Here is a 23,733-nt window from a genome sequence, read left to right on the forward strand (position 1 = left end):
AGAATTCCAAACGGCCAAAACATTACAGTTTCCCAACCGATAGTTTCACATCTTCTCCATTGATATTCCAGTCCTTCTGATAGCCCTGGCCAAGAGAATCTGTGATCTCATCGCAAAGCGTTTCATTGGAAATGAAGTCTTTCCGCTTCTCAAAGACCTTCTTGATCTTGTCATTTCCTTCATAACCGATCCGGATATGATCCATCACTTCGAATCCGGCTTCCTTACGCATGGTCTGTATTTTGGAAATGATCTCACGGGCAAATCCTTCTTCGATCAGATCCGGTGTCAGATTCATGTCCATCACAACGGTAATGCCGTTGTCCTGCTGGGTCAGATAGCCTTCCTGCTGGGTCATGGTGATAAGAAGATCCTCCTCTTTGAGTTCGATCGAAGGGTCGATTTCAGGGAAGGTCAAAGCTCCATTCGCCTTCAGTTCTGCCATAGCCTTGTTTCCATCCAGCTCCTTCAAGGCCGCCTGGATCTTACCGAGGAACTTGCCATATTTGGGTCCGACCGTCCGAAGCTGGGGCTTGAAAGTATAGGTGGTAAAGTTCTCCACATCATCCGTGAAGACCACCTTCTTCACATTCAATTCATCCTTAAGGATCGCCGTAAAGCTGTCATCCAGTGCCTTCTCAGCCTTCACATACATGGTGCCGATCGGCTGACGGTTCTTTACATTGGCTTCATTCCGGCAGGCAGAACCTAAAACCTTGATCTTCAGAACTTCATCCATCTCGCTTTCGAGTTCCGGCTGGATATGGTCTTCGTTTACCGTCGGATAATCACAGAGATGAATGGACTCCGGCGCATTCTTATCAATGGAGCGAACCAGATTCTGATAGATCTCCTCTGTCATGAAGGGGATCATAGGCGCTGCAGCCTTGGAGATCGAAACCAGAGAAGTCCAGAGGGTCATATAAGCATTGATTTTATCCTGCTCCATGCCCTTTGCCCAGAAACGCTCTCTGGACCGGCGGACATACCAGTTACTTAATTCATCGACAAATGTAGACAGAGCCGAAGCGGCCTCCGGGATCTTATAATTTCCTAAGCAGTTGTCTGTCGTCTTAATAGCCGTATTGAGGCGGGAGATGATCCAGCGGTCCATAACGGAGAGCTTGTCATAATCCAGGCTGTACTTTGTTGCATCGAAGTTATCGATATTGGCATAGAGAACAAAGAAAGCATAGGTATTCCACAGGGTGGACAGGAATTTTCTCTGTCCTTCCACAACGGCCTTCTCATGGAACTTATTCGGAAGCCAGGGCTGGGAATTCGTATAGAAATACCAGCGAATGGCATCTGCGCCGAACTTGTTCAGAGCCTCCATAGGATCTACGGCATTCCCCTTGGACTTACTCATCTTCTGCCCGTTCTCATCCTGTACATGGCCAAGAACGATGACATTCTGATAAGGAGCCTTATGGAAAAGGATCGTAGACTCTGCCATCAGAGAATAGAACCAGCCACGGGTCTGATCGACAGCCTCGGAGATAAACTGTGCCGGGAACTGCTGTTCAAAGAGGTCCTTATTTTCAAAAGGATAATGATGCTGGGCAAAAGGCATGGCACCGGAATCGAACCAGCAGTCAATGACCTCGGGTACTCTTCTCATGGTCTTGCCACAGTGCGGGCACTTGTAGGTAAAGGCATCGATGTAAGGGCGGTGAAGTTCAACAGTCAATGCATCCTCACGGCCGGTCTTCTCCTTTAATTCTTCTCTGGAACCGATGGATTCCTGATAACCACAGTCCTCACACTGCCAGATATTTAAAGGAGTACCCCAGTAACGGTCACGAGAGATGCCCCAGTCCTGAACATTCTCCAGCCACTTTCCGAAACGGCCTTCCCCGATTCCCTTGGGGATCCAGTTTACGGTCTTATTGTTGGCAACCAGTTCATCCTTGACTTCCGTCATCTTAATGAACCAGGACTCTCTTGCATAATAGATGAGCGGTGTATCACAACGCCAGCAGTGAGGATAGTCATGCTCGAACTTAGGAGCTGCAAAGAGAAGCTTTCTCTCATCCAGATCCTTTAAGACTTCCGGATCCGCACTGATGGCGCCCTTATCGATCTCCTTCTGGGTCGGCTTGCAGCGCATACCGGCGAATTTACCGGTCTCTGCCTTTAATTTGCCTTCTGCATCCACGAGCTGGATCAGAGGCAGATCCCACTCACGGCCGATCCGGGCATCGTCTTCACCGAAAGCCGGAGCAATATGAACGATTCCGGTACCATCTGTCATAGTGACATAGGTATCAGACAAAACGTAGTGCGCCTTCTTATGCGCCTTCAAAGCGGCCTGTGCCGTGAAATCGTAGAGGGGTTCGTATTCCTTGCCCTCGAGGTCCTTACCGATATAGCTTTCCAGAACTTCATAAGCCTTTTCTCCTTCTTTGGCCAGAGGAGAAAGCACCTTCGATGCGAGGGCTTCTGCAATATAATAGGTATAACCGTCGGCTGCCTTTACCTTTACATAAGTCTCATTCGGATTCACGCAAAGGGCGGTATTGGAAGGCAGGGTCCAGGGAGTCGTGGTCCAGGCCAGGATGTAGGCATCCTCGTCCTTTACCTTAAAGCGGACGATGGCTGACCGTTCCTTGACGGTCTTATAGCCTTGGGCAACTTCCTGAGCAGACAGAGGGGTACCGCAGCGAGGGCAATAAGGAACCACTTTAAAGCCCTTATAAAGAAGCTTCTTATTCCAGATCTCCTTCAGAGCCCACCATTCGGATTCAATAAAGTTATCATCATAAGTGATATAGGGATGCTCCATGTCAGCCCAGAAACCGACCTGATCGGAGAATTGCTCCCACATGCCCTTGTATTTCCAGACGGATTCCTTACACTTCTTGATAAAAGGCTCCATGCCGTAGGCTTCGATCTGTTCCTTGCCATCGAGACCGAGCTCCTTCTCAACACCGATCTCAACCGGCAGACCGTGGGTATCCCAGCCGGCCTTACGGGGAACATAATGGCCTTTCATGGTCTGATAACGTGGGATCATATCCTTAATGACACGGGTCAGAACATGACCGATATGAGGCTTTCCATTGGCAGTAGGGGGACCGTCATAGAAGGTATAAGTCTCTCCCTTCTTCCTCGAATCCATGGATTTCTTGAAAATGTCTTCCTTGTTCCAGAAATCGATGACCTCATGTTCCCGGTCAACGAAATTCATGGAAGAGTCAACTTTCTTGTACATGTATTCCTCCTTTAAGCTCTGCCGGAAGGATCTCCGGCAAGAAAAAACGCCCTCTATCCGCATAGGACAGAGGGCATCTGCTTATAACCACCTATGTGTCGTGAACTTGACCAGAACCTGGCAATATTCATGCTCTTCGTAACGGGAAGAATCCGTCTTCCTTACTGACCGGCCCGGGGGCTGGCGTTCAGGTCGAGGCTCGGAAGGGATCTTCAATCTGCTGCTAATGGCACCGGCTCTCACCATACCCGGCTCGCTTTTGCTTTCGCCTGCAGACCTACTGTCTTCGTCAAAGCTTTTCGTATGGAATTCAAAACAGATCCGGTCATCAAAGAAAGACCGAACCCTGAGCGGTGCTTGAAAAGTCTTCACCGCCAACGTGAGAAATTATACCCACATTCATAATTCTTGTCAATATGGAGGTCAAAAGCTTTTCCACCTTACAAGAGCTCGGAAGAATGATCCAGTTTCAAAATCTCCCGATAAATCAGATCACCATTTCTTGCCGTCCCGATTCCAATCAAAACAAAAAGGAGAATGATCATGACAAAGGTCAAAAGAGATAGTGCTATGCCAAGGACGGCCATGCCTTTCTGTTTGTGGACACCGCATCTCTTATTCTTGTTCAGCTGGCTGATCCCCAGGATCAATGCTGCAATGGCAAAAGCCAGGGATGGCAGGATCATCCAGAAGAAAGTGACCGAGAGGATGCCAAGAATCATGGAAATGATCCCCTTCTTATTGTCCCAGACTTCTGCATACGGGCGGACATTCTGCCACTGGTTTCCATTGGGCCATGGATTCCCATTGAAATTCCCATTAGGATTCCCATTGGGATTCCCGTTGAAGTTTCCATTGGCATTTCCATTGAAGTTCCCATTGGGATTCCCATTGAAATTCCCATTGGGATTCCCATTGAAGTTCCCATTGGGATTCCCGTTAAAATTTCCGAAATTATTATCCATAAGTTCCTATCCTATCCTGATCTTAGTTGAATCCGACAAAGCGCTGGGCAAGGTGATAAGAACGTCTGGCAAATCCACGGCCGAATTTTCCCGGAATATTCATGGAAAAACCGAGAACACCATAGCGCAGACGGCGGTATACACTTGGATTCTTTGCCTTGATATATTTCCAAAGCTTATGGATCTTCTCGAAAATCTCCGGATCCTTGGAAACATAGCCCAGGCTGGAGGATACTACCGTGATCATCTCGAGATAGGACAGCATATACTTCCGAAGCATGGGCTCTGTGATCTCCTTGTCATGGGCGCAGAAGTAATCGACCATGCGATAGTTGACAGCAAGCTGCTGGTCGATCCGGCGGATCATGGTCTGCTCAGCCACCGACTGCCCCTCTCTTCCGATCAGATAGCGATAATAATCCACATCCAGATAATACATGGTCTTCACATAGGGAAGCGGTTCAAATACGAAGAGATTATCCACATAGAAAGTATGCTTGGGCAGAACCAGGCCGGAAGCTTTCAGCATTTCGGTCCGATAAGTCACGGAATGCATGAGGATGACATTACCCTTGATGACCCGTTTCAAGCCATCCCAGCCGATAATTTCATTCTCCGGCAGCATGTGGTGATAGATCATGCGGCGTTCATGATTTTCCGATGGCTTCTCATAGACATAGTTCGTAAGGAACATATCCACCGGGGTCTTCTTATCCACAAGTTCATGAAGTTTTTCCCGGACCTTTTGATAGGCATAGGAATCCAGCCAGTCATCCGAATCCACGACTTTGAAATATAGACCGGTCGCGTTCTTAAGTCCTGTGTTGACAGCTTCGCCATGGCCTCCGTTTTCCTGATGGATGGCCCTGCAGATGGTCGGATACTTCTTTTGGTATTCGTCTGCGATCTCTGCCGTAGCGTCCTTGGATCCGTCATCAATGATAAGGATCTCGACATCTTCTCCACCCGGAAGGATGGATTCAATGCACTTTCTCATATAGGCTTCCGAATTATAGCAAGGTATTGCAAAACTGATTAATTTCATAAGTAAATCTCCCTTTTCCAGACTCCCACTATTATACATAAAGATTCTTAAAAATCTATAAAGATGTCGTAAATCTTGTTCAAAATCCGGTTCAGACGTGATTTTTATTGTCTATCTGACAGATCCTGATTTCAATGTACTTTTTACCGAAAAGAATTGCTTCCTCCCCACAGAAATTCTGTATAAGCCTTAAAAGCGCTTGGTATCGCATAAATATCCCTTGCCTGGTCCAGTTCCGCCAGAAGCCAGGACTCTTCTTTCTTCTTATCGACATCCACAGAAGCTACCCGGATCAGGAAAGACCTCATATGCCATTCGACATGGGAGAAGATATGCTTTGCCTCCCGACCCTTCTCAATAAACAAGGGGTCCAGGCCAAGCTGTTTCGCATAATGCAAGGCCTCTTTTTCACTTACATATCCCTCCAGGCCAGGGAATTCATAGAGCCCTGCCAAAAGGCCCTTTTTCGGACGTTTCTTTAAGAGGACCCGGTCTCCATCACGGATCAAAAGGATGGTCCGCTCTTCGATTCGTCTGGCCTTGGCCTTCGTTTTCACCGGATAATCCTGCCAGGTCCCCCGGCTTCTTGACAGGCAGACCTCTTTCCAGGGGCAGATCTCACATTTCGGTTCCCCATTGGGGAGGCAGACCGTCGCCCCAAGCTCCATCATAGCCTGATTCAGATCCCCGGGCGAAAAATTCCAGGTCCGGCTCTGAATTGCCTCGTCCATGTCCTGCATGATCGATTTTTTTGTCTTTTCATCTCCGATATTCCTGTCATCACAAAGGACCCGGGTCAGAATACGAAGAGCATTTCCATCGACTGCGCTGTATGGCAGATCAAAAGCAATCGAAGAAATAGCGCCTGCCGTATAAGGCCCGATCCCTGGAAGAGACAAGATCGCATCATGATCCTTCGGCATGGCCCCGCCGAATTTTTCCTCGATCACTCTCGCCGCTTTCTGAAGGTTTCGAACCCGGCTGTAGTAGCCCAAGCCCTCCCACAGTTTTAAAAGCTTATCCTCCGGACATTCCGCCAGATCGCGGATCGTAGGCAGGTTCTTTAAAAAGCGCTCATAATAGGGGATCACAGCCTCCACCCGGGTCTGCTGCAGCATGATTTCAGAGATCCAGATCCGATAAGGGTCCCTGGTCCGTCTCCATGGCAGATCCCTGTGGCCCTTTTTGTACCAGTCCACCAGCGGTTCTAAGAGGGAAATGTAGACCATAGTGTAAATCAACCTCTTGACTTTTCAATGCTGGCTTCGACAGCTGCTTCAATGGAATGGCGGAAGCCAGTCTCTTCCAGCTTGGTCACACCTGCAATCGTAGTGCCTCCGGGAGAGCAGACGGCATCTTTCAGGGCTCCGGGATGCTCCCCTGTCATAAGGACCATCTTGGCAGAACCGAGTACGGTCTGAGCTGCAAACTTATAAGCCTGCTGTCTCGGCATACCTTCCTTTACAGCGCTGTCCGCCATGGCTTCGATCAGGATATAGATGAAAGCCGGAGAGGAACCGCTGACACCGGTCACACAATCCATCAGACTCTCCGGAACGACCTCTGCCTGGCCGAAGCTGGAGAAGAGCCGGCAGACATACTGCAAGCGATCTTCTGAAAGGAAGTGACCGGGAGTTATAGCCGTCATCGCTTCACCGACAAGAGCCGGTGTATTTGGCATGGTCCGAGCCAATTGAAGCTTTCCATCCAAAGCAGGCGTCCGGAAGAGACTCTCTAAGACATCGACCGACTTTGCAGCTACGACAGAAATCAGTAATGTTTCCGGCGAAAGTTCCTCCCGGATCTCCATTGCTACTTCTTCCAGCTTATTCGGTTTCACTGCAAGAAAAACAACATCGGCCTGAACGGCTTCTTTATTCTGATTGGTTGCCGTGATCCCATAGGTATCTTCCAGCCTTTTCTTCGACTTTTCCGTATGGCAGGAAGCAATGACCTCATCCGGATCAGCCAGCCCTGCTGCGAGGATCCCCTTTAAGATTGCAGATCCCATATTTCCACAGCCAACAAAACCGATTCTGTATTTCTTACCCATATCAAATGCTCCCTTTCTATTGACGTATGATTTCTGTTTTTCGCATGATTTGTTGTCACAAGTTTCTGTTATCAGTATACAGGAATCCACAGAAAAGAAACCAGAAGATTCGAATCTTTTTCAAGACAAATCCTCTGGTTTCTATAAATCTTTATGATATGGTGTCAATTGACACTGTAACCATACTTATGAAATCCTGGTCTACATTTTACATGGAACCCGGGTCTGCATTTTACATGGAATCCTGGTCTACATTTTACAATCAGAAATCATTCAGATCTGCAGGTCTTCTCTCGAGGAATGCAGCCATTCCTTCCCGATGATCATGGGTATCGCAGACAACACCGAAGAGATTTGCTTCATACTCAACTGCATTCTCAATATCCATATCATAGCCATTGTTGATAGCAGCCTTTGCAACGGATACAGCATAGGAGCCCTTGGAGATAATCTTCTTTGCCATCTCTTTGCAGGTCGGCATCAGTTCTTCCTTGGGAACAACATGATTTACAAGGCCGATCCGATAAGCTTCATCTGCCTTGATGGTATCGCAGGTAAAGATCAGTTCCTTAGCGCGGCCCATGCCAACCAGACGAGCCAGTCGCTGAGTTCCGCCAAAACCGGGGATGATGCCGAGGCCGGTTTCCGGCTGGCCGAAAGTAGCATTCTCGGATGCAACACGAATGTCACAAGCCATGGAGATCTCATTTCCGCCGCCAAGAGCGAATCCATTGACTGCGGCGATGGTAACCTGGCGCATCTTCATCAGTTTGAAGAAAGGCTTGCTTGCCCGCATACCGAAGGCACGTGCCTGCTTAGCATCGAAAGAAGCCATCTCCGCAATATCTGCGCCTGCAACGAAGGAACGATAGGGATCGTCCGCGCCCAACTTCTTGTTAAAGCAGGCACCGCCGGTCAGAATCAGGACTTTGATATCATCCCTGCCCTCAATCTCTATCAGGCACTGATCCAGCTCCTCCAGTGTCTCACTGTTTAAAGCGTTCAAAGCCTTGGGACGAGAAATCTGCAGAACAGCAATTTCATCTTCCACATCGAGAATCAGATTCTTATAGTCTCCCATCTTTTTTCCTCCTGAAAGAATTCTACACATACACTCTTTCGTGATAAGCGGTTTGATCGCTTTGATTAGATCCTTCGGTTTTCCTGTTGGATCACTTTGGCTTTCCTGTTGGATCACTTCTGCTCTCCTGTCGGATCACCTCTGCTCTCCTGTCGGATCACCTCGGTTTTCCTGTTGGATCACCTCGTATCTCATCGCAGATCATAACTCCCCTTATCTTCTCATAACAGATATATCATAGTGTTTTGTTAAAATTTTGTCAATCGTTTTCAAAAAATTCTGATAGGTTTTGGATCATCCCGAAGAGAAAACCAGGCAGCCAGATATCTAAAGATGATCCACGAATTTATAAGAATGTGTGATCCAAGATATGACATGAGTGCATTTTCACTTGTAATATTCGATATATGAAAACTTTTCAAAATCATGCGTGTTTCCAGCCTGAATCAAGCCTCTTGTTAGTGGAATTATTCGATATGCAGAATCTTTTCAATTTCATGCGTGTTTCCGGCCTGAATCCAGCCTCTTTTTCATTGAATTATTCGATATACGAAATCTTTTCAATTTCATGCTATAAAATTGCCCGAAAAACACGCATCATTTTGAAAAGAATTTATATATCGAATAAAAGGCCTGCATACCAGCACGTCACAAGCCAAAATCAAGCATCGTTTTGAAAAGTTTTCATATATCGAATAAAAAGCTTGCATACAGGCATGTCACAAGCCAAAATCACGCATCATTTTAAAAAGTTTTCCTATATCGAATTTCCTGGGCAGATTCTGCTAAACTACTTATAATGAAGTCAAGGGGAATGACGTCAGGGTCAAACTCCCTCATAACTGCATATCATTAGGAGGTAGCTCATGTCACAAAATTCCATCCGAACCTGCGCCCTGATTGGTGCCGGCGCAGTCGGTTCTTATTTCATCTATTGCCTGAGTGACCAGATGAAGGAGAATTTTTCCGTCGTCGCAAGCGGGGATCGGGCCGAGCGCCTGAAAGCCGGAATCGTGATTAACGGAAAAACTTATTATCCAAATATAAAGCGTCCCGAAGAAGTGCATGGAGTTGACCTTCTCCTTGTCGCCGTGAAGTATAGGGCACTGGAGTCCATCCTTCCTGACCTTACTACAATCATCGATAAGGATCATACGATCGTTCTGTCTTTATTAAACGGCGTAAACTCAGAGGATGTGATCCGGCAGACCATTCATCCGAAGAACCTGGTCTGGTCCTTCATGAAGATCCAGTCAACCCGAACGAAAGATTCCGTCATTTTTGATCCGGAGCGGACGCTTGGGCTCTATTACGGCATTCCCGGTTTCACCAATGAGGAGGACAACCCCGTGCTCTCGAATCTGTCTGCTTTCCTTTCCGCCACCTCGATCCGTTCCCATTTCTGCCCGGACATTCTTTCCGAACTCTGGGGGAAATTTTATCTCAATGTGACATCCAATCTGCCTCAAGCTGTCATCGATGTTGGCGTCGGAGCACTAGAAGACAGTCCCTATCTCAAGCACATTGCAGATGGGCTTGGAAGTGAGGTCATTAAAATTGCAGAAGCAAAAGGAATCTCGATCTCATCGGTTCTGACCGGTCCCGTGAATTCCCGGGTTGCCGAAAAAAGTGCAGCCTACTCCACCCTTCAGGATCTTCGTGCCGGAAGGCAGACCGAAGTGGATGTTTTCTCCGGCGAGATCATCCGGATGGGAAGAGAACTAGGAATTGCAACGCCCTATAACGAAGTGGTCTATGATTTCATCAAGGCCCTGGAAGAAAAAAATGAAGGCAAGTTCGATTATGCAAACTAGTTGACTCACACCAAGGCGCGAAATGATTGCAGGGGGCTCCCGGACTCTCGACGGATATGAGCAGTTGAATTACGCCAACGTGCGAAATGATTGTCCGACAATTCATCCCCTCGTTTTGCAATCCATAATTGAAGAAAAGACAGATTTTTGCTAGTATAGATACAATATAATTCTTTTTCATAAGTAATGTTACTATTCATACAAAACAATAGATAAAAAAGAAAGAGAGGAAAAAATGTCACAGATAATTGGCGAAGGGATTACATTTGATGATGTGCTTCTGGTACCTCAGTATTCAGAAGTTACACCCGATATGATTGACCTTTCCACACATCTTACGAATGCCATTCAATTGAACATTCCTATGATGAGTGCTGCCATGGACACCGTAACTGAGCACCGCATGGCCATTGCCATGGCTCGTCAGGGTGGAATTGGTATCATCCACAAGAATATGTCCATTCAGGCTCAGGCAGAGGAAGTGGATAAAGTAAAACGGTCTGAAAACGGTGTCATTACAGATCCTTTCTATCTCTCCCCTGATAATACCCTTCAGGATGCTGATGATCTGATGGCAAAATTCCGGATCTCCGGTGTTCCGATCGTAGATGATGAAAAGAAACTGGTTGGCATTATTACCAATCGCGATCTCAAATTCGAAGAAGACTATTCCCGCCCTATCAAGGAGTGCATGACCTCTGAGAACCTGATCACAGCCAAGGTCGGCGTTACCTTGGATGAAGCCAAGCGGATCCTTGGCAATGCCAGAAAAGAAAAGCTTCCCATCGTTGATGACATGGGACATCTTTGCGGGCTGATCACCATAAAGGACATCGAAAAGCAGATCCAGTATCCGAATTCTGCGAAAGATGATCAGGGCAGACTGCTCTGCGGTGCCGCAATTGGTATTACAAGCAATATGATGGATCGTGTCGAGGCTCTGACCAAGGCTCATGTTGATGTCGTTGTCCTGGATTCCGCTCATGGCCACAGCAAGAACATCATGACCGCCATTAAGACCATTAAGGCAGCCTATCCGGACCTTCAGGTCATTGCCGGAAATGTAGCTACCTATGAAGGAGCCAAGGCCCTCTTCGAGGCGGGCGCTGATGCAGCAAAGATCGGTATCGGACCCGGATCCATCTGTACCACCCGTGTTGTTGCAGGTATCGGTGTTCCTCAGATCACGGCAATCATGGATGCCTACAAGGCAGCTAAGGAATTCGGCCGTCCCATCATTGCCGATGGTGGTCTGAAATTCTCAGGTGACATGGTCAAGGCTCTGGCCGCCGGCGGTTCCGTCTGCATGATGGGTTCCATGCTGGCAGGCTGTGATGAGGCGCCCGGTGAATTCGAGCTCTACCAGGGCCGTAAGTATAAGGTTTACCGTGGCATGGGTTCCATTGCAGCCATGAAGAAGGGTTCTGCAGACCGCTACTTCCAGGAAGGTCATCAGAAACTGGTTCCGGAAGGTGTCGAAGGCCGTGTTGCTTACAAGGGACCTCTGGAAGACGTCATTTTCCAGCTGGTTGGCGGTATCCGTTCCGGTATGGGTTATAACGGTGCTCCTACCATTCCTGAACTTCAGGAGAAAGGCAAGTTCTTAAAGATCACTTCCGCTGCTCTTCGTGAGTCTCATCCTCATGATATTCATATCACCAAGGAAGCTCCGAACTATTCAACGGATGACTGATCACCTTTTCAACGGAAAACTGATCTCCTTTTCAACGGACGATCCATAAGCTTTTCATTGGACGACTGATCACTATTTCAACGGAAAATCCATAAGCTTTTCATTGAACGACTGATCACTTTTTCAACGGAAAATCCATAAGCTTTTCATTGGATGATCAATCACCATTCGTTAAAAAACTGCTGCAGATCTGTGGTCTGCAGCAGCTTTTTCTTTATGGTCTATATTTTATCAATCATCCCGATCCCGGAAGAAATTGGCCAGGATATCGAAGGCACACCAGATGCCACCGCCGGCCGTCGTCGCCATGGCAACGGATATGGCGACCTTAAGGATGTCTCCAAACGTCATGGTTCCCGCCTTATATTCCTTGTAAATGGCCAGCAGAGGGTGGAGAAACATAACCCAACCCGACACATAGACCGCAAGCACTGTGCCGCCGATCCCCAGAAGGAAAACCAGAAAATGGCGAAGTCTTGCGTGTCTCTGCCCTGCTTCAGCCTGGTCTCTTTTGTCTGTCACTTCTTTCATTTTTTTCTCAAAATACCACATAAAAACCAACGATCCCGCAGATTATTCCCGCACATGCTCCGGCCAGCACGTCTCTGATAAAATGGACACCGCCAAGGACCCGGATCAAGGCCAGGATTCCGCCCAGGATCATAAAATCAAACCCCAGCGTATGATCATAATAGAAAAAAGCCATTGCGATCATAAAAATGCTGAAAACATGCCTGCTCGGAAAACTGCAGCCAAAGGTTTCCTTATGTATGACCGGTGTGAAATGATACAGTTCATAAGGTCTTTTCGCATTGAGCTGCTTTCGAAAAAGGCTTACAGCCAAAAAAGAGACGGCAGGAACCGTGATCTCAGGGAGCATCAATGCTCTTTGATGAAAGGAAAGATAAACCAAAAGAAGTGGATAAGAAAGGAATGTGATCCATGTGATCAATTTATCTAATAAATTTAAAAATGTGCCGAGATACGCTTTCTTACGGATCGACTCGGAAAGGCTTAGATAGGTTTTTTCACTTAAATCTCTCATCATTTTTCCTTCCGGTCTTCCCATAAGCTCTTGCCTTTTTTCCTTCCGGTCTCCCCATAAGCTTTTGACTTTTTCCTTCCGGTCTCCCCATAAGCTTTTGATCCCTTTAAGCCTCTAAAGTTCCTTTTCCGATCTGAAACATCTTCTTCACATCATCCTGATAATCGTCCTCTGCTTCGTACCGGTCCAGAAGATAGGCCAGATATTTGTCTTCCAGAGTCTCCGGCTGCCAGGAAGACAAGGTTTCTCTTATTTTAGCCTCCAGCTCATGAGGGGGCAGATCCTCCCTAAGTTCCTGGTTTTTCAATATCGAGGCCAGGCGGCCTGCTGCATAATAATATTCGTAATTCCCGACCAGGGTAGACTCCTGTTTGGATACTTTCATATCCACGGCCATCTTAACAACATAGGGTACCATGTACTATCTCCTTTGACGGTCAGAGAACAAACGGATGAAAGTCAAAAGCTCTTCTTACGCCTCTATCCGAATGTCCGAATGTGCCAAAGCTTCCTTACAGGAATCATTCAGCACAGTGAATCCAATCCGCGGAAAAAGCGCTCCTCGACCGCCGAAATTTCAACCTTCATGGAGAAAGCCATCTCTTCAAAAAGTCGCTCTCCCGCCTGCTGAAGGATCCGGTCGTCGACAGACATAGACTTCTTTCCCGCCATAAGACGGCTCTTTTTCCTGAGATAAACCGTCTTCACAACACCGGCCAGAGAGGATGGCTCGAATTCTGCGATCTTTGCCTTCAATTTCTCCTGTCTCTGTCTCTCGTTTCTTTCCTGAACAACATCCAGATCACCAACATGCTCCATGATGGCCTTCATTTCCTCAGGTGACTTCACCGGACGGATCCTGTGATTCTTATCCTCTACAGGCGTAATGATCTGACCGTCCTTGTGATAGACCGGAAGCAGCTGATAGTAGAGCTTCTCGGAGCCCTTGCCCTGAAGTGCGAGCTCTTCGATCGCGCCCACCTTGCAGACGCCGGCACTTTCGTGCATCACATAATCACCAATATTGTACTTCTGTTCAGAAATATTCACATTAACACTTCCTTACTCAAAATTCAATACTTCTGTTATATTATAACACAGTTTCTCCATTTTTGTAAGGGAATCGTTTGTAATTTCTGAAGATTCAGAAAACATATGCCCAGTCCATTGGAACAATGGATACAGAAAATTATTCGAATGACAAATTTTCACTAGTGACTTCTCTAAGTTGAAGTGTTAAAATGAGAATCAAGATTATATTTCCTTTCGAGCAGCAGAATATCGGAAGGACAGGGAAAAAGATAAAAGATTAAAAAATGAAAAATGAATGAAAGGAGTCTAAAGATAAATGAAGGGGTCCTTTCTAATCATCTGATCTCTAGAAAAGATACTTCGAAACAGGAAAAAACACCTAAAAGCAGGAAAGAACGCCTAAAAACAGGAAAAAACGCCTAAAAACAGGAAAAGGCAGCCTCGCGGCTGCCGGAAAAAGAAAAAAGATTACTCAACATTTGACTGTCTGATTGTATTGTACTATGATGTCTCTCTGTGGTAAAGTTCTTTTATTTCAACTTATAAATGAATTCAGCTCAATTAATAATTGATGGATGACAGGGCATGCAATTACTACAGTCAAATCCAATGATTCTGCACAGGAGAAGCCATCGTGACCTTATTATCTTATGAAATTTTTCAAACTATCATTGAACAGGGCTCTTTTGCAAAAGCTGCTCAGCTTCTGCATTTAACCCCCTCTGCCGTCAGCCATTCCATCTCTTCCATGGAGGAGGAAATCGGCTTTCCTCTCTTTATCAGAAATAAGAATGGGGTTCAGCTTACCAGTGCCGGTGAGCAGATCAGTCCCTATCTCCAGAAAATCGTCCAGGCTAATACCAGCCTGTTACAAACGGTAGCTCAGATGAAGGGACTGCAGACAGGAACCGTCAAAATCGGCTGTGTCAATTCGGTCTGCATCGCCTGGATGCCTGCCATCATTGAATCCTTCTCTGAGCTCCATCCCCAGATTGAACTGGATGTCTATCAGGGATCTTATACTGATGTTGTCGCCTGGGTCAGAAATGGCGTCATAGATATCGGAATCGTCAGTGATGCGGTCGATGACGGTCTTCCCTTCATCCCGCTCTTCCACGATCCTCTGGTCTGTGTAACGCCCAAGGGTTATTTCCCTAAGAAAACGAAGACCATTACCCCGGCAGATTTAAAAAACCAGCCTTTTGTCATTCAGCAGGACAGCTGTGACGTAGATGTCATTAATTACCTCACTGACTACAAGCTGGACGTACGTGCTCACTGCCATATTCTGGATGACCAATCCGCACTGGCTATGGTGGAGTGTGGAGCAGGGATTTCGATCATGCCAGAGATGATCATCAAGAACATTGTCCGAAAGGTCGACATTTTCCCCTTGAATCCGGAACAGCACCGGACTCTAGGCATTTTGTCACTGAATCCGGACTTCCTGTCCCCGGCTTCCGCTGTCATGGTAGCTCATATCAAGAACATGCTGAAGGAAGGGAAGATCTGACTGAAAACAAACCCAATTCAGGGAAATAGGCCTCGATCCGGGGCCTATTATCGTAATACAGACTCTTTCTCAAAATCACGACAGTTTCCGATCCTTCGAGGCCCCAATCCGGAGCCAATTATCGTAATACAGACCCTTTTTCAAAATTACGATAGTAAAGCCCGGCTTTCACTATCGTAAAAATGCAGATCACTTCCTATTATGATAAATCCTCGCGGAAGGAGGTTTGAAACTATCGTATTTCCAAAACCTCGGTCCTATTACGATATTTACCGGCGATAGTCCTGCTAAAAACTTTTTAGCTTTCATAAGCTTAACAAAAACAAAGCCCCCGGCTTCAGACACCTTGAAGCCGAGGGCATTTTATATACTACATATCGTATGACGGGGGTGCAATAAGTCTTGCCACTAAGCATGTTTGGCAGCAGTTGACACTGTAATCATTGGTCTAGCCGCTAAACGTGCTTGGCAGCAGTTGACACTATAATCATTGGTCTTGCCACTAAACATGCTTGGCGGCAGTTGACACTGTAATCATTGGTCTTGCCGCTAAGCATGCTTGGCAGCAGTTGACACTGTAATCATTGGTCTTGCCACTAAGCATGCTTGGCAGCAGACAGTTGACACTGTAATCCTTTAATACTTGTCATCCGAGAAAGACCAGTTTGCTGCCCCAGCGTCGGCATTCTGTGCAGCATCTGCATTTGCATCTACAGATCCATCGAGACCTTTTCCGGAATTTGCTTCCGTTTTCATCTTTAGATCGTCCGGGTTGTATCCACCCATTCCATCCGTAAGATCCCTAGTATCCGAATCATTTGTGACAGCCGGATCATCCAAGCCATCCGTGACAGCCATAGCATCCGGATCATTCGTGACAGCCGGATCATCCAAACCATCCGTGGCAGCCATAGCATCCGATACATTCGTGACAGCCGGATCAGTCAGATCGTCTGAAGCAGGATTTTGATCCATCTCCCGGTCTGCTCCTTCAGCCGCATCCTTAGTCAATTTAAAAGTGCCAACCATGGCCTGCATGTTTTCCGCCTGAGCTGACAATTCTTCCGCTGCAGCTGCGCTTTCTTCTGCTGTTGCGGAGTTAGTCTGTACAACAGCGGAAATCTGATCCAATCCCTTGGTGATTTGACCGACGCCGGTGCTCTGCTCCTTCGAAGCAGTTGTGATCTCATTGATCAATTCGATGACCTTATTGGTATCGGTAGAAACAGACTGCAGAGATTCTGCGGTTTCTCTGGTGATCTCATCGCCGTTTGAAACGGATCTTACCGTATCCTGAATCAAAGCAGCGGTGGACTGTGCCGCCTGAGCGGACTTATTAGCAAGATTGCCAACTTCATCTGCAACTACGGCAAATCCTTTGCCGGCTGCTCCTGCACGGGCAGCTTCGATGGAAGCATTCAAGGCAAGAATGTTGGTCTGGAATGCGATATCATCAATGGTCTTAATGATCTTATTGATCTCCTCTGCCTTGGTTGTGATATCATTCATGGCAGCTGACATCTCTTCCATCTTTTCATTCGACAGAGCAACCGCTTTCCCGGCTTCCAGAGAGAGATTGGATGCCTCCTCGGCTCTCTTGGCCGTCTCGTTGATCTTGACAGAGATGTTGCTCATCGTGGTGGAAAGTTCTTCTACGGAAGAAGCCTGCTCCGTAGACCCCTGAGCCAGAGCCTGGGCTCCGGATGCAACCTGTCCTGCTCCTCCAGCCACTTGATCTGCCGAGTTTTGGATCTCATTCATCGTAGCATTCAATCCCAGCGTGATCATTCGGATAGACTCCAGCATCGGTCTATATTCACCAATGTAGATCTGCTCTTCTTCACTGCTGATTTCTTCTTCTGTTACGAGATCGCCGTCTGCAATACGATCCAGCTTGTTCTGCAGGTCCTCAATAATCTTCCGCAGTCGGTCAACCATGTTCTGCATGGAATCTCTGAGTCTTCCAATCTCATCATCCTTTTTGTAGGTCATAGAGATATCAAAGGAACCCTTGGCCATGGTTTCCGCAACTCCTGCGACCTCAGACAGAGGCTGTAAGGTACGCTTCAAAAGTCTGCTGATCAAGAAGAAGATCAGAAGGATGGCAACCAGTGCCAGAGCTGACATAAATACGCCAACCGTTTTCTCACTCTTTACATATTCGTCATAATTAATAGATGTCTGAACCCACCAGATCTCATCTCCGACCTTTACCGGGTTAAATGCTCTGACTTTATGATAACCGGCACTTTTGGTCTCTGTCATGAATTCCTTGCCAATCGACATTTCCGAATTGATGGATTTTGCGGTTGTTTTATCGAAAAAGGAATCGAATCTCTTTCCAATGGAATCTGCAAAACTGGAATATACCTCAACACCATTATTATTAATGACATCCAGAAGCATAGAGGAATAGGAACTTCCCTCACTGTCAATTTTAAAGGCATCCGCATTCAGGTCGACAAGCACAAGGCCAATGACCTTGTCTCCCCTGCCCACACTTCCATCCGGAGACATTTTCACGGGGATAGCTCCGGTTACCGTCTGCTGCTTGGAATACTGACTCTTATAGGGGTTTGAAAAAGTGATTCTGCCGCTCTTCAGCGCTTTGCTTGCATAATCATTTTTTTTGATGACATCCCCTGTAATCTCGCTGGCTTTCCCTGACTGGACTTGCGCTTTGGAAACAATCATGCCGTAATCCTTCAGCCCCTGAGAAGGGAAATCCGATGTGAGGTAGATGCCTGCGCTGCTGTAAGCCTGCTTCTCTTGCTTGAAATAGGAAAAGAGACTGGCGGAAAGGACAGACTCAGCCCTCTCTTCTGCCATATTGAGCATCCTTCCTTCCATGACTTCACTCGGAATGGTCCGATTGCTGTCATCTGCTGTCACAGCCTGACGGGCCACCTGATCCAGGCCAGCCTCCAGCGGTGTGGCAATGGAAATTGCAGAGGCTGTGACATTGGTGATCTCCAGAGCATTTTTCCTGGAAATATCGACCAGGCCCTGCCTCGTCTCTTTCCGGATCATATTGCCGGCCATGCCGACAGCAGTAGCAATCAAAAGCACAATCACGATCAAAAAGGTGAGGGAGATCCTCATACTGATCGTATAGCGAAGACTGTTTTTCAACTTTTTCCTTGTTTTCTTTCGTCCTGCAGACAACTGATTTACATCTGCTTTGGTCTTTTCTGACTTAAATTTCATGAATAGATCCTCCATATATGATATGCAAATATAGACCGTTTTTAAGAATTTCCGCTGCTCTGATCCCTATCATCGGAATCCATAGGATTCTCCATGCCTTCCTCAGCGCTTTCCTGGTTTTCAGCCTTCTTCCTCTTCCATCGTCGGATCAGGAAAATAACAGCAAAACCGTTCACAAGAATCAAAACAACCAAAATAATCAGAAGCATCCGTATCAGTGAGGAAAAATCCTGCGGTAATTTGGAAGTGATGCCGGTATTGGACTTCTTCCCATTCTGTGCAGAAGCTGCTTTCCCCTTCGAACTCTTCTTCTCTGTACTTTTCGAAGCAGATTTCTTTGCATCATTCGAAGAAGATGTTTTTTCGTCACTGGAAGACTCATTTTCCTTACTACTCTTTGTCTCAGCGGACGAATCTTTTTCTGAGTTGGAAGATTTCTTCTCGTCCGTATTGGATGTCTTCTTATCAGAAGTCTTCTGATCAGATGTCTTCTTGTCAGATGTCTTCTTGTCAGACGTCTTCTTATCAGATGTCTTCTTATTGGAAGTTTTCTTACCAGACGATTTCGATGCGGAATCTTTGGAATCCGAATTCGTAGATTTAGATGATTTGGCAGTTTTTGAACTATCCTTGTCCGATGAATCTGCATCGGACTTTTGATCGGATGAACTATCGGAATTGCCGGAGGAATCCGATGAATTCTCATCAGAATTTCCGTCCGAAGTTTTCCCTTCGGAATAAAAGGGCGTCTCGCCCTCGATCACATTCCCATCTTCATCCACAGTCTGAAAGTATTGATTGATCAGATTCTTTCGATCCTGGTTCGGATCTTCAGCGTGAACCGGAAGATCAAAAGCCAGAATCAAATTGAGAGACAAAAGGATCAGCCCAATTTTATTTGGGAGATTTCTTTTCATAGATTCGCCTCTTGGTCACTTGATTTGGTCTTTGAATCATAATAATTCTGAAACATCTGATTTGTCTTCTCCAAAGTCTTCTGACAGATCTCAGGCAGTTCCTTGCCCCAGGCTTCTTCTGCTTCTTTAAAGCCACGAGCAATGCCTTCCTGCATGGTCTTCATTTTATCTACATCATCTCCGGCTAAAGCACCAGCAAAGTCAAAAAGTCTCTGGGCTGTATTTTGAATTCCGAAATAGCCGTCCTCCGAAATACTGGCCTCTGCCTCTGCCTTGGTAGCTGCATCCACGGTATAATTTCCGCTGGCCAGAAAATGCCAGATACCGTTATTATCCACACTAGGCTGAGCATTGGCATTCTCATAAGCACTTGCCTGATAGCCGAGAGATTTCCGCACCATCTGAATGAACTGCTGCTGGGCAGCTTTCTGCTCTTCTTCCAAGCGGCTGACCAAATCTGCCCGTTCCGAGGCGGTCATCTTCATGACATCTCTTGCGCTCGTATTATTGACATCTGCAGCAATGGTCTGGTTTTTCCTGTTGGAATTCGATTCGAAAGCTCTTATATCAGACGTTTTTTCATTCTTTGCTTCTCCGATGGGATTTCCCTTCGTACTGTTTTTGGTATGAACCTGGTTCAGGTTCGAAAGGTCTCCCTCCTTATCGGAATCGGAGCGAATATAGACATCCTTAGGATCCGAAGGAGTCGTCCCTTTATGGCTTTCTTTCAGCTGAAGGGCGAATCGTCCATTGCTCTTCTTGGCCTCATCGTTTTCCTTCTTCTGAACCTTATTTAAATTGTATTCCGCATTTAAGTATCCGGCGATTCCTAATGACATACTTCCTGTCCTTCTTTCATTTCAAAGACGTCCTCATGAGTGAAACAAAGCTGTCAAAAGAGCCATTCCTGGCTCATCGCTTGTGAATATCAGTGCAGATATTCCGCATCTATTCACCTGCAAAATGAATTTATCTGTTATAATTATCGGCAGAAGCTGTCCATACATAAGCATTTAACAAGAAAAGATCATTTATAATCTTTTGACCACAGCCGATATTGAATGTGTGAATATCAACGAAAGGATCGAAAATGAACCATCTTTACGGAAATGATGTCAGCCTGACAGAGAAAACCTTGGATCTCCTTTGGGAGCGTCAGAATGTCACCGCCAACAATATTGCAAATGTGGATACTCCGGGATTTAAAGCCAGAAGGGTCACTTTTGAAAATGCCCTGGCCGAGTCCATCGGCAGCAGCAGTATGCGGGCAAATGCAAGCCACGTCGATCGTGCGATTCAGACTTCCGGGGCACGGATTCTGGAAGATCCGTCCGAGTCATCCCGTCTGGATGGAAATAATGTCGATATGGATCAGGAACAGGTTCAACTGGTGAAGACCAGCTATGAATATGAAATGATGGTCAATTCCGCCAACAACAGTTTAAAACGCCTGGACTCAGCTGCGAAGTCGTTCTAAGGAGGATAATGTATGGACAGCACAATGGAAGGTATGCTTGAAACATACCTTTTTGAGACCAACGATCTCCTCGATAAACTCGATGAGATGTTGATGAAGGATGAACAGGAGGGAGATTTCTCAACGGATGACGTAAATGAAATCTTCCGTATCATGCACACGATCAAAGGATCCTCGGCAATGATGGAATTTACATCCATCTCTGTTATTGCCCATAAAATCGAGGATCTCTTCTTTGTCATCCGGGATAAGGGAATCGACTTTCTGAAGCCCCAGGACAAAAAAGATCTTTTCGATCTCATGTTCCGGTCAGAGGATTATCTGAGAGGAGAAGTGGAAAAGGTCGAACAAGGCGAAGAATTGAATCAGGATACCAGTGATTTTGAAAAAACCATTGCCGATTTCCTGGTTCGCATTCAAAAAGATGAGGAAGAAAGCGAAGAAGAGGAGAAATCCCCTGCGAAGGCTCCTGCAGACGAAGCAAATGACAAGGCCAAAGAAACTGCCCCTGCATCTTCTGCCGAGGCAGCTCAGGGACTCCCGGATGATCCCACAGCCGTAAAGTTCATCCATATCGACCTCGAAGAAGGTATCGGTATGGAAAACCTGCGTGCCTTCATGATCGTGACTGCTCTCCGGGATTGTGATTTCAACTTCCGGGAATATCCAAAGGATCTTGCTACGAACGCAGGAACTTCACAGACCATTGCCGATAACGGTTTCTATCTGGCTTTTGACGACAGTGATCAATGTAAGAGCGCCCTTGAAGTATTAAAGAGCCAGGCTCATATCCGTTCTTTCGAAGTGATAGAAAAGGAAAAGTCCGAGAAAGAAGAGCCGGCTGCTTCAAACGCTGCAAATGCTTCAAATAAAAAATCTGCAGGTGCCCCTGTTGTAAGCCCTGCCAAAGCATCACAAAAAGCCAATAAGCCTGCACATAAGCCGGCACAAACTCAGCAAAATCATGCCCCGATCAAGCAGAGCCTGATCAGTGTCAATCTGCAGAAACTGGATGCATTACAGAATCTGGTCGGAGAGATCGTAATTACCGAATCCATGGTAACCTCCTCTCCTGTATTAAAAATGCTGCCCCAGGAAGCCTTTGACAGTTTCACAAAGTCAGCTAGACAACTTCGGAAACTTACCAACGATCTCCAGGATATTTCCATGTCCCTCCGAATGGTCTCTGTCTCCGGCGTCTTCCAGAAGATGAACCGAATCGTCCGCGATATGACAAAGAAATTGAATAAGGACGTCCGCCTGACTTTGGTCGGTGAAGATACCGAAGTTGACAAGTCCATCGTAGACTCCATTCAGGATCCGATCATGCATATCGTTCGGAATTCCATGGACCATGGAATTGAAGATACCAGGGAAGAGCGTATCGCTGCAGGCAAGGATCCCCAGGGCGAGATCGTGCTTTCGGCAGAACATACCAGTAACGAGGTCATCATCTCCTGCTCCGATGATGGCTATGGCATGGATCCTCAGAAAATGCTTGATAAAGCAGAGGAAAAAGGACTTCTGACCAAGCCCAGAAGCGAGTATTCGGATTCTGAGGCCCTGCATCTCATTCTTCTGCCCGGCTTTTCCACCAACAAGGAAGTCACCGAGTATTCCGGCCGTGGCGTCGGCATGGACGTGGTAAAGCGAAATGTCGAGTCCGTCGGCGGTACCGTGAAGATCCACAGTGAAAAGGGCAAGGGAACCACGATCACTCTTAAGATCCCCCTGACTATGGCCATTGTGGACGGCATGAAGATCACTGTCGGCGACAGCATCTTTACCATTCCGATCGCCGATATCCAGCAGTCCTTCAAGGTTACCAAGGACGACATCATTCTGGACGAAAACGGCAATGAAATGATCGAGCGCATGGGCGAGTTCTATCCTGTCATCCGCCTGGACCGTTTCTATGGTATTCCTTCCCTTTATGGAGACAATATCGAGGAAGGCATCATGGTCTGGGTAGAAAGCGGAGACCGGTCCTGTGTCCTCTATGTCGACGATCTGATCGGCGAACAGCAGGTTGTAGTAAAGCCTCTCCCGGTTTACTTCAACAGCTTCCGTCTCAAGGACAAGGGAATCAGCGGATGCTCGATCCTCGGCGACGGCAACATCTGTATCATTCTGGATATCGCCAACATCTATGCGGCATCCATTGAGAATGCCTGAAGGAGGTAGGCAATGGTAGAAAATGTAAACCAGCACGCACTCTCGGAAATTGACGACGAGGAAAGCGTTGAAGAAGAAAATCTGGATCTAAAGCGCTGTCTTTCCTTTGTATCCGGTGATATTCTCTTCTTCTTAAGTACGGAATATGTCACAGAGATCATCAATGATCACAATATTACTTCTCTTCCCGGTGTTCCACCTTATGTCCGCGGGGTCTTAAACCTCCGCGGCTCCATTCTCCCGGTCGTAGATATCGGTGTCATCATGGGGCATGAAGAGACTGCTTATTCGCAGAAAACCTGTATTATTGTCTTAAATATCGATGGTATGCCGGTCGGCATTATCGTGGACAGCGTTCGTTCCGTACTGGACATCGATATCAAGGAAGTACAGGCCCTTCCTTTAAAGAATCGTCACAAGCTTGCCAATGGCATGTTAAAACTCGCCAATGGCGAAATCGCCATGTCATTCGACTGCGAATCCCTTCTCAAGGAGTGAAAAA

The 23,733-nt window shown here is 46.7% G+C and carries 19 protein-coding genes; 6 read left to right on the plus strand and 13 right to left on the minus strand.

The window, feature by feature from the left end; all coding sequences use genetic code 11:
- Window positions 1-22 precede the first annotated feature (22 nt).
- The 6 genes from ileS to ACKX2L_RS01175 form a co-directional block, all read right to left on the minus strand.
- Window positions 23-3,214 carry an isoleucine--tRNA ligase gene (ileS, locus tag ACKX2L_RS01150; protein WP_497550790.1) on the minus strand — a complete coding sequence of 1,064 codons (3,192 nt, stop codon included), beginning with the start codon at window positions 3,212-3,214 and terminating at the stop codon, window positions 23-25.
- 440 nt (window positions 3,215-3,654) lie between these two features.
- Window positions 3,655-4,179, minus strand: coding sequence for a DUF4190 domain-containing protein (locus ACKX2L_RS01155; RefSeq protein WP_497552494.1), 525 nt, complete (start codon window positions 4,177-4,179; stop codon window positions 3,655-3,657).
- A gap of 22 nt (window positions 4,180-4,201) precedes the next feature.
- Window positions 4,202-5,224: a glycosyltransferase family 2 protein gene (locus tag ACKX2L_RS01160; protein ID WP_497552495.1), complete on the minus strand. Its 1,023-nt coding sequence runs from the start codon at window positions 5,222-5,224 to the stop codon at window positions 4,202-4,204.
- Window positions 5,225-5,367: 143 nt separating this feature from the next.
- On the minus strand, window positions 5,368-6,453 hold the full coding sequence (gene mutY, locus ACKX2L_RS01165; protein ID WP_497550793.1) for an A/G-specific adenine glycosylase: 1,086 nt from the start codon (window positions 6,451-6,453) through the stop codon (window positions 5,368-5,370).
- A gap of 8 nt (window positions 6,454-6,461) precedes the next feature.
- Complete coding sequence (proC, locus tag ACKX2L_RS01170; protein ID WP_497550794.1) at window positions 6,462-7,277, minus strand: pyrroline-5-carboxylate reductase; 816 nt, start codon at window positions 7,275-7,277, stop codon at window positions 6,462-6,464.
- A 262-nt stretch (window positions 7,278-7,539) separates the two neighbouring features.
- Window positions 7,540-8,358 carry an enoyl-CoA hydratase-related protein gene (locus tag ACKX2L_RS01175; protein WP_497550795.1) on the minus strand — a complete coding sequence of 273 codons (819 nt, stop codon included), beginning with the start codon at window positions 8,356-8,358 and terminating at the stop codon, window positions 7,540-7,542.
- 866 nt (window positions 8,359-9,224) lie between these two features.
- Between ACKX2L_RS01175 and ACKX2L_RS01180 the strand changes: the two genes are divergently transcribed.
- Both ACKX2L_RS01180 and guaB read left to right on the plus strand, forming a co-directional pair.
- Entirely contained in the window at window positions 9,225-10,172 is a 948-nt protein-coding gene (locus ACKX2L_RS01180; protein ID WP_497550796.1) for a ketopantoate reductase family protein, read from the plus strand.
- 235 nt (window positions 10,173-10,407) lie between these two features.
- The gene (gene guaB / locus ACKX2L_RS01185; RefSeq protein WP_497550797.1) at window positions 10,408-11,865 is read left to right on the plus strand and encodes an IMP dehydrogenase; all 1,458 of its coding nucleotides are present in this window, start codon (window positions 10,408-10,410) and stop codon (window positions 11,863-11,865) included.
- Between the two features lie 231 nt (window positions 11,866-12,096).
- Here the strand turns inward: guaB and ACKX2L_RS01190 are convergent, their stop codons facing one another.
- From ACKX2L_RS01190 to ACKX2L_RS01205, 4 genes are all read right to left on the minus strand, one after another.
- Window positions 12,097-12,396, minus strand: coding sequence for a hypothetical protein (locus ACKX2L_RS01190; RefSeq protein WP_497552496.1), 300 nt, complete (start codon window positions 12,394-12,396; stop codon window positions 12,097-12,099).
- A gap of 7 nt (window positions 12,397-12,403) precedes the next feature.
- A complete protein-coding gene (locus ACKX2L_RS01195) occupies window positions 12,404-12,910 on the minus strand; it encodes a phosphatase PAP2 family protein (RefSeq protein ID WP_497552497.1) in 507 nt (168 codons plus the stop codon).
- A 106-nt stretch (window positions 12,911-13,016) separates the two neighbouring features.
- A complete protein-coding gene (locus ACKX2L_RS01200; protein ID WP_497552498.1) occupies window positions 13,017-13,328 on the minus strand; it encodes a DUF3837 family protein in 312 nt (103 codons plus the stop codon).
- A 107-nt stretch (window positions 13,329-13,435) separates the two neighbouring features.
- Window positions 13,436-13,960 (minus strand): CarD family transcriptional regulator, encoded by a 525-nt coding sequence (locus ACKX2L_RS01205; RefSeq protein WP_497550801.1) that lies wholly within the window; start codon window positions 13,958-13,960, stop codon window positions 13,436-13,438.
- Between the two features lie 616 nt (window positions 13,961-14,576).
- Between ACKX2L_RS01205 and ACKX2L_RS01210 the strand changes: the two genes are divergently transcribed.
- A complete protein-coding gene (locus ACKX2L_RS01210) occupies window positions 14,577-15,455 on the plus strand; it encodes a LysR family transcriptional regulator (protein WP_497550802.1) in 879 nt (292 codons plus the stop codon).
- Between the two features lie 636 nt (window positions 15,456-16,091).
- On the opposite strand, the gene ACKX2L_RS01215 is transcribed toward ACKX2L_RS01210, so the two are convergent.
- The 3 genes from ACKX2L_RS01215 to ACKX2L_RS01225 are packed head-to-tail and all read right to left on the minus strand — an operon-like array spanning window position 16,092 to window position 20,418.
- Entirely contained in the window at window positions 16,092-18,662 is a 2,571-nt protein-coding gene (locus ACKX2L_RS01215; RefSeq protein WP_497552499.1) for a methyl-accepting chemotaxis protein, read from the minus strand.
- A 41-nt stretch (window positions 18,663-18,703) separates the two neighbouring features.
- Entirely contained in the window at window positions 18,704-19,579 is an 876-nt protein-coding gene (locus ACKX2L_RS01220) for a hypothetical protein (protein WP_497552500.1), read from the minus strand.
- Entirely contained in the window at window positions 19,576-20,418 is an 843-nt protein-coding gene (locus ACKX2L_RS01225; protein WP_497552501.1) for a hypothetical protein, read from the minus strand. The genes ACKX2L_RS01220 and ACKX2L_RS01225 overlap by 4 nt, the downstream gene beginning before the upstream one ends.
- A 251-nt stretch (window positions 20,419-20,669) precedes the next feature.
- On the opposite strand from ACKX2L_RS01225, the gene flgB reads away from it, so the two are divergent.
- Genes flgB through ACKX2L_RS01240 form a run of 3 tightly spaced genes read left to right on the plus strand, consistent with a single transcriptional unit; the run spans window position 20,670 to window position 23,729 of the window.
- Window positions 20,670-21,056 (plus strand): flagellar basal body rod protein FlgB, encoded by a 387-nt coding sequence (gene flgB, locus ACKX2L_RS01230; protein WP_497552502.1) that lies wholly within the window; start codon window positions 20,670-20,672, stop codon window positions 21,054-21,056.
- A 12-nt stretch (window positions 21,057-21,068) separates the two neighbouring features.
- Entirely contained in the window at window positions 21,069-23,231 is a 2,163-nt protein-coding gene (locus ACKX2L_RS01235) for a chemotaxis protein CheA (protein WP_497552503.1), read from the plus strand.
- Between the two features lie 12 nt (window positions 23,232-23,243).
- Window positions 23,244-23,729 (plus strand): chemotaxis protein CheW, encoded by a 486-nt coding sequence (locus ACKX2L_RS01240; RefSeq protein ID WP_497550808.1) that lies wholly within the window; start codon window positions 23,244-23,246, stop codon window positions 23,727-23,729.
- Window positions 23,730-23,733: the final 4 nt, after the last annotated feature.

The organism is Porcibacter vitabionis (genome assembly GCF_046263795.1).
Taxonomy (GTDB): Bacteria; Bacillota; Clostridia; order Lachnospirales; family Lachnospiraceae; genus Lachnocurva.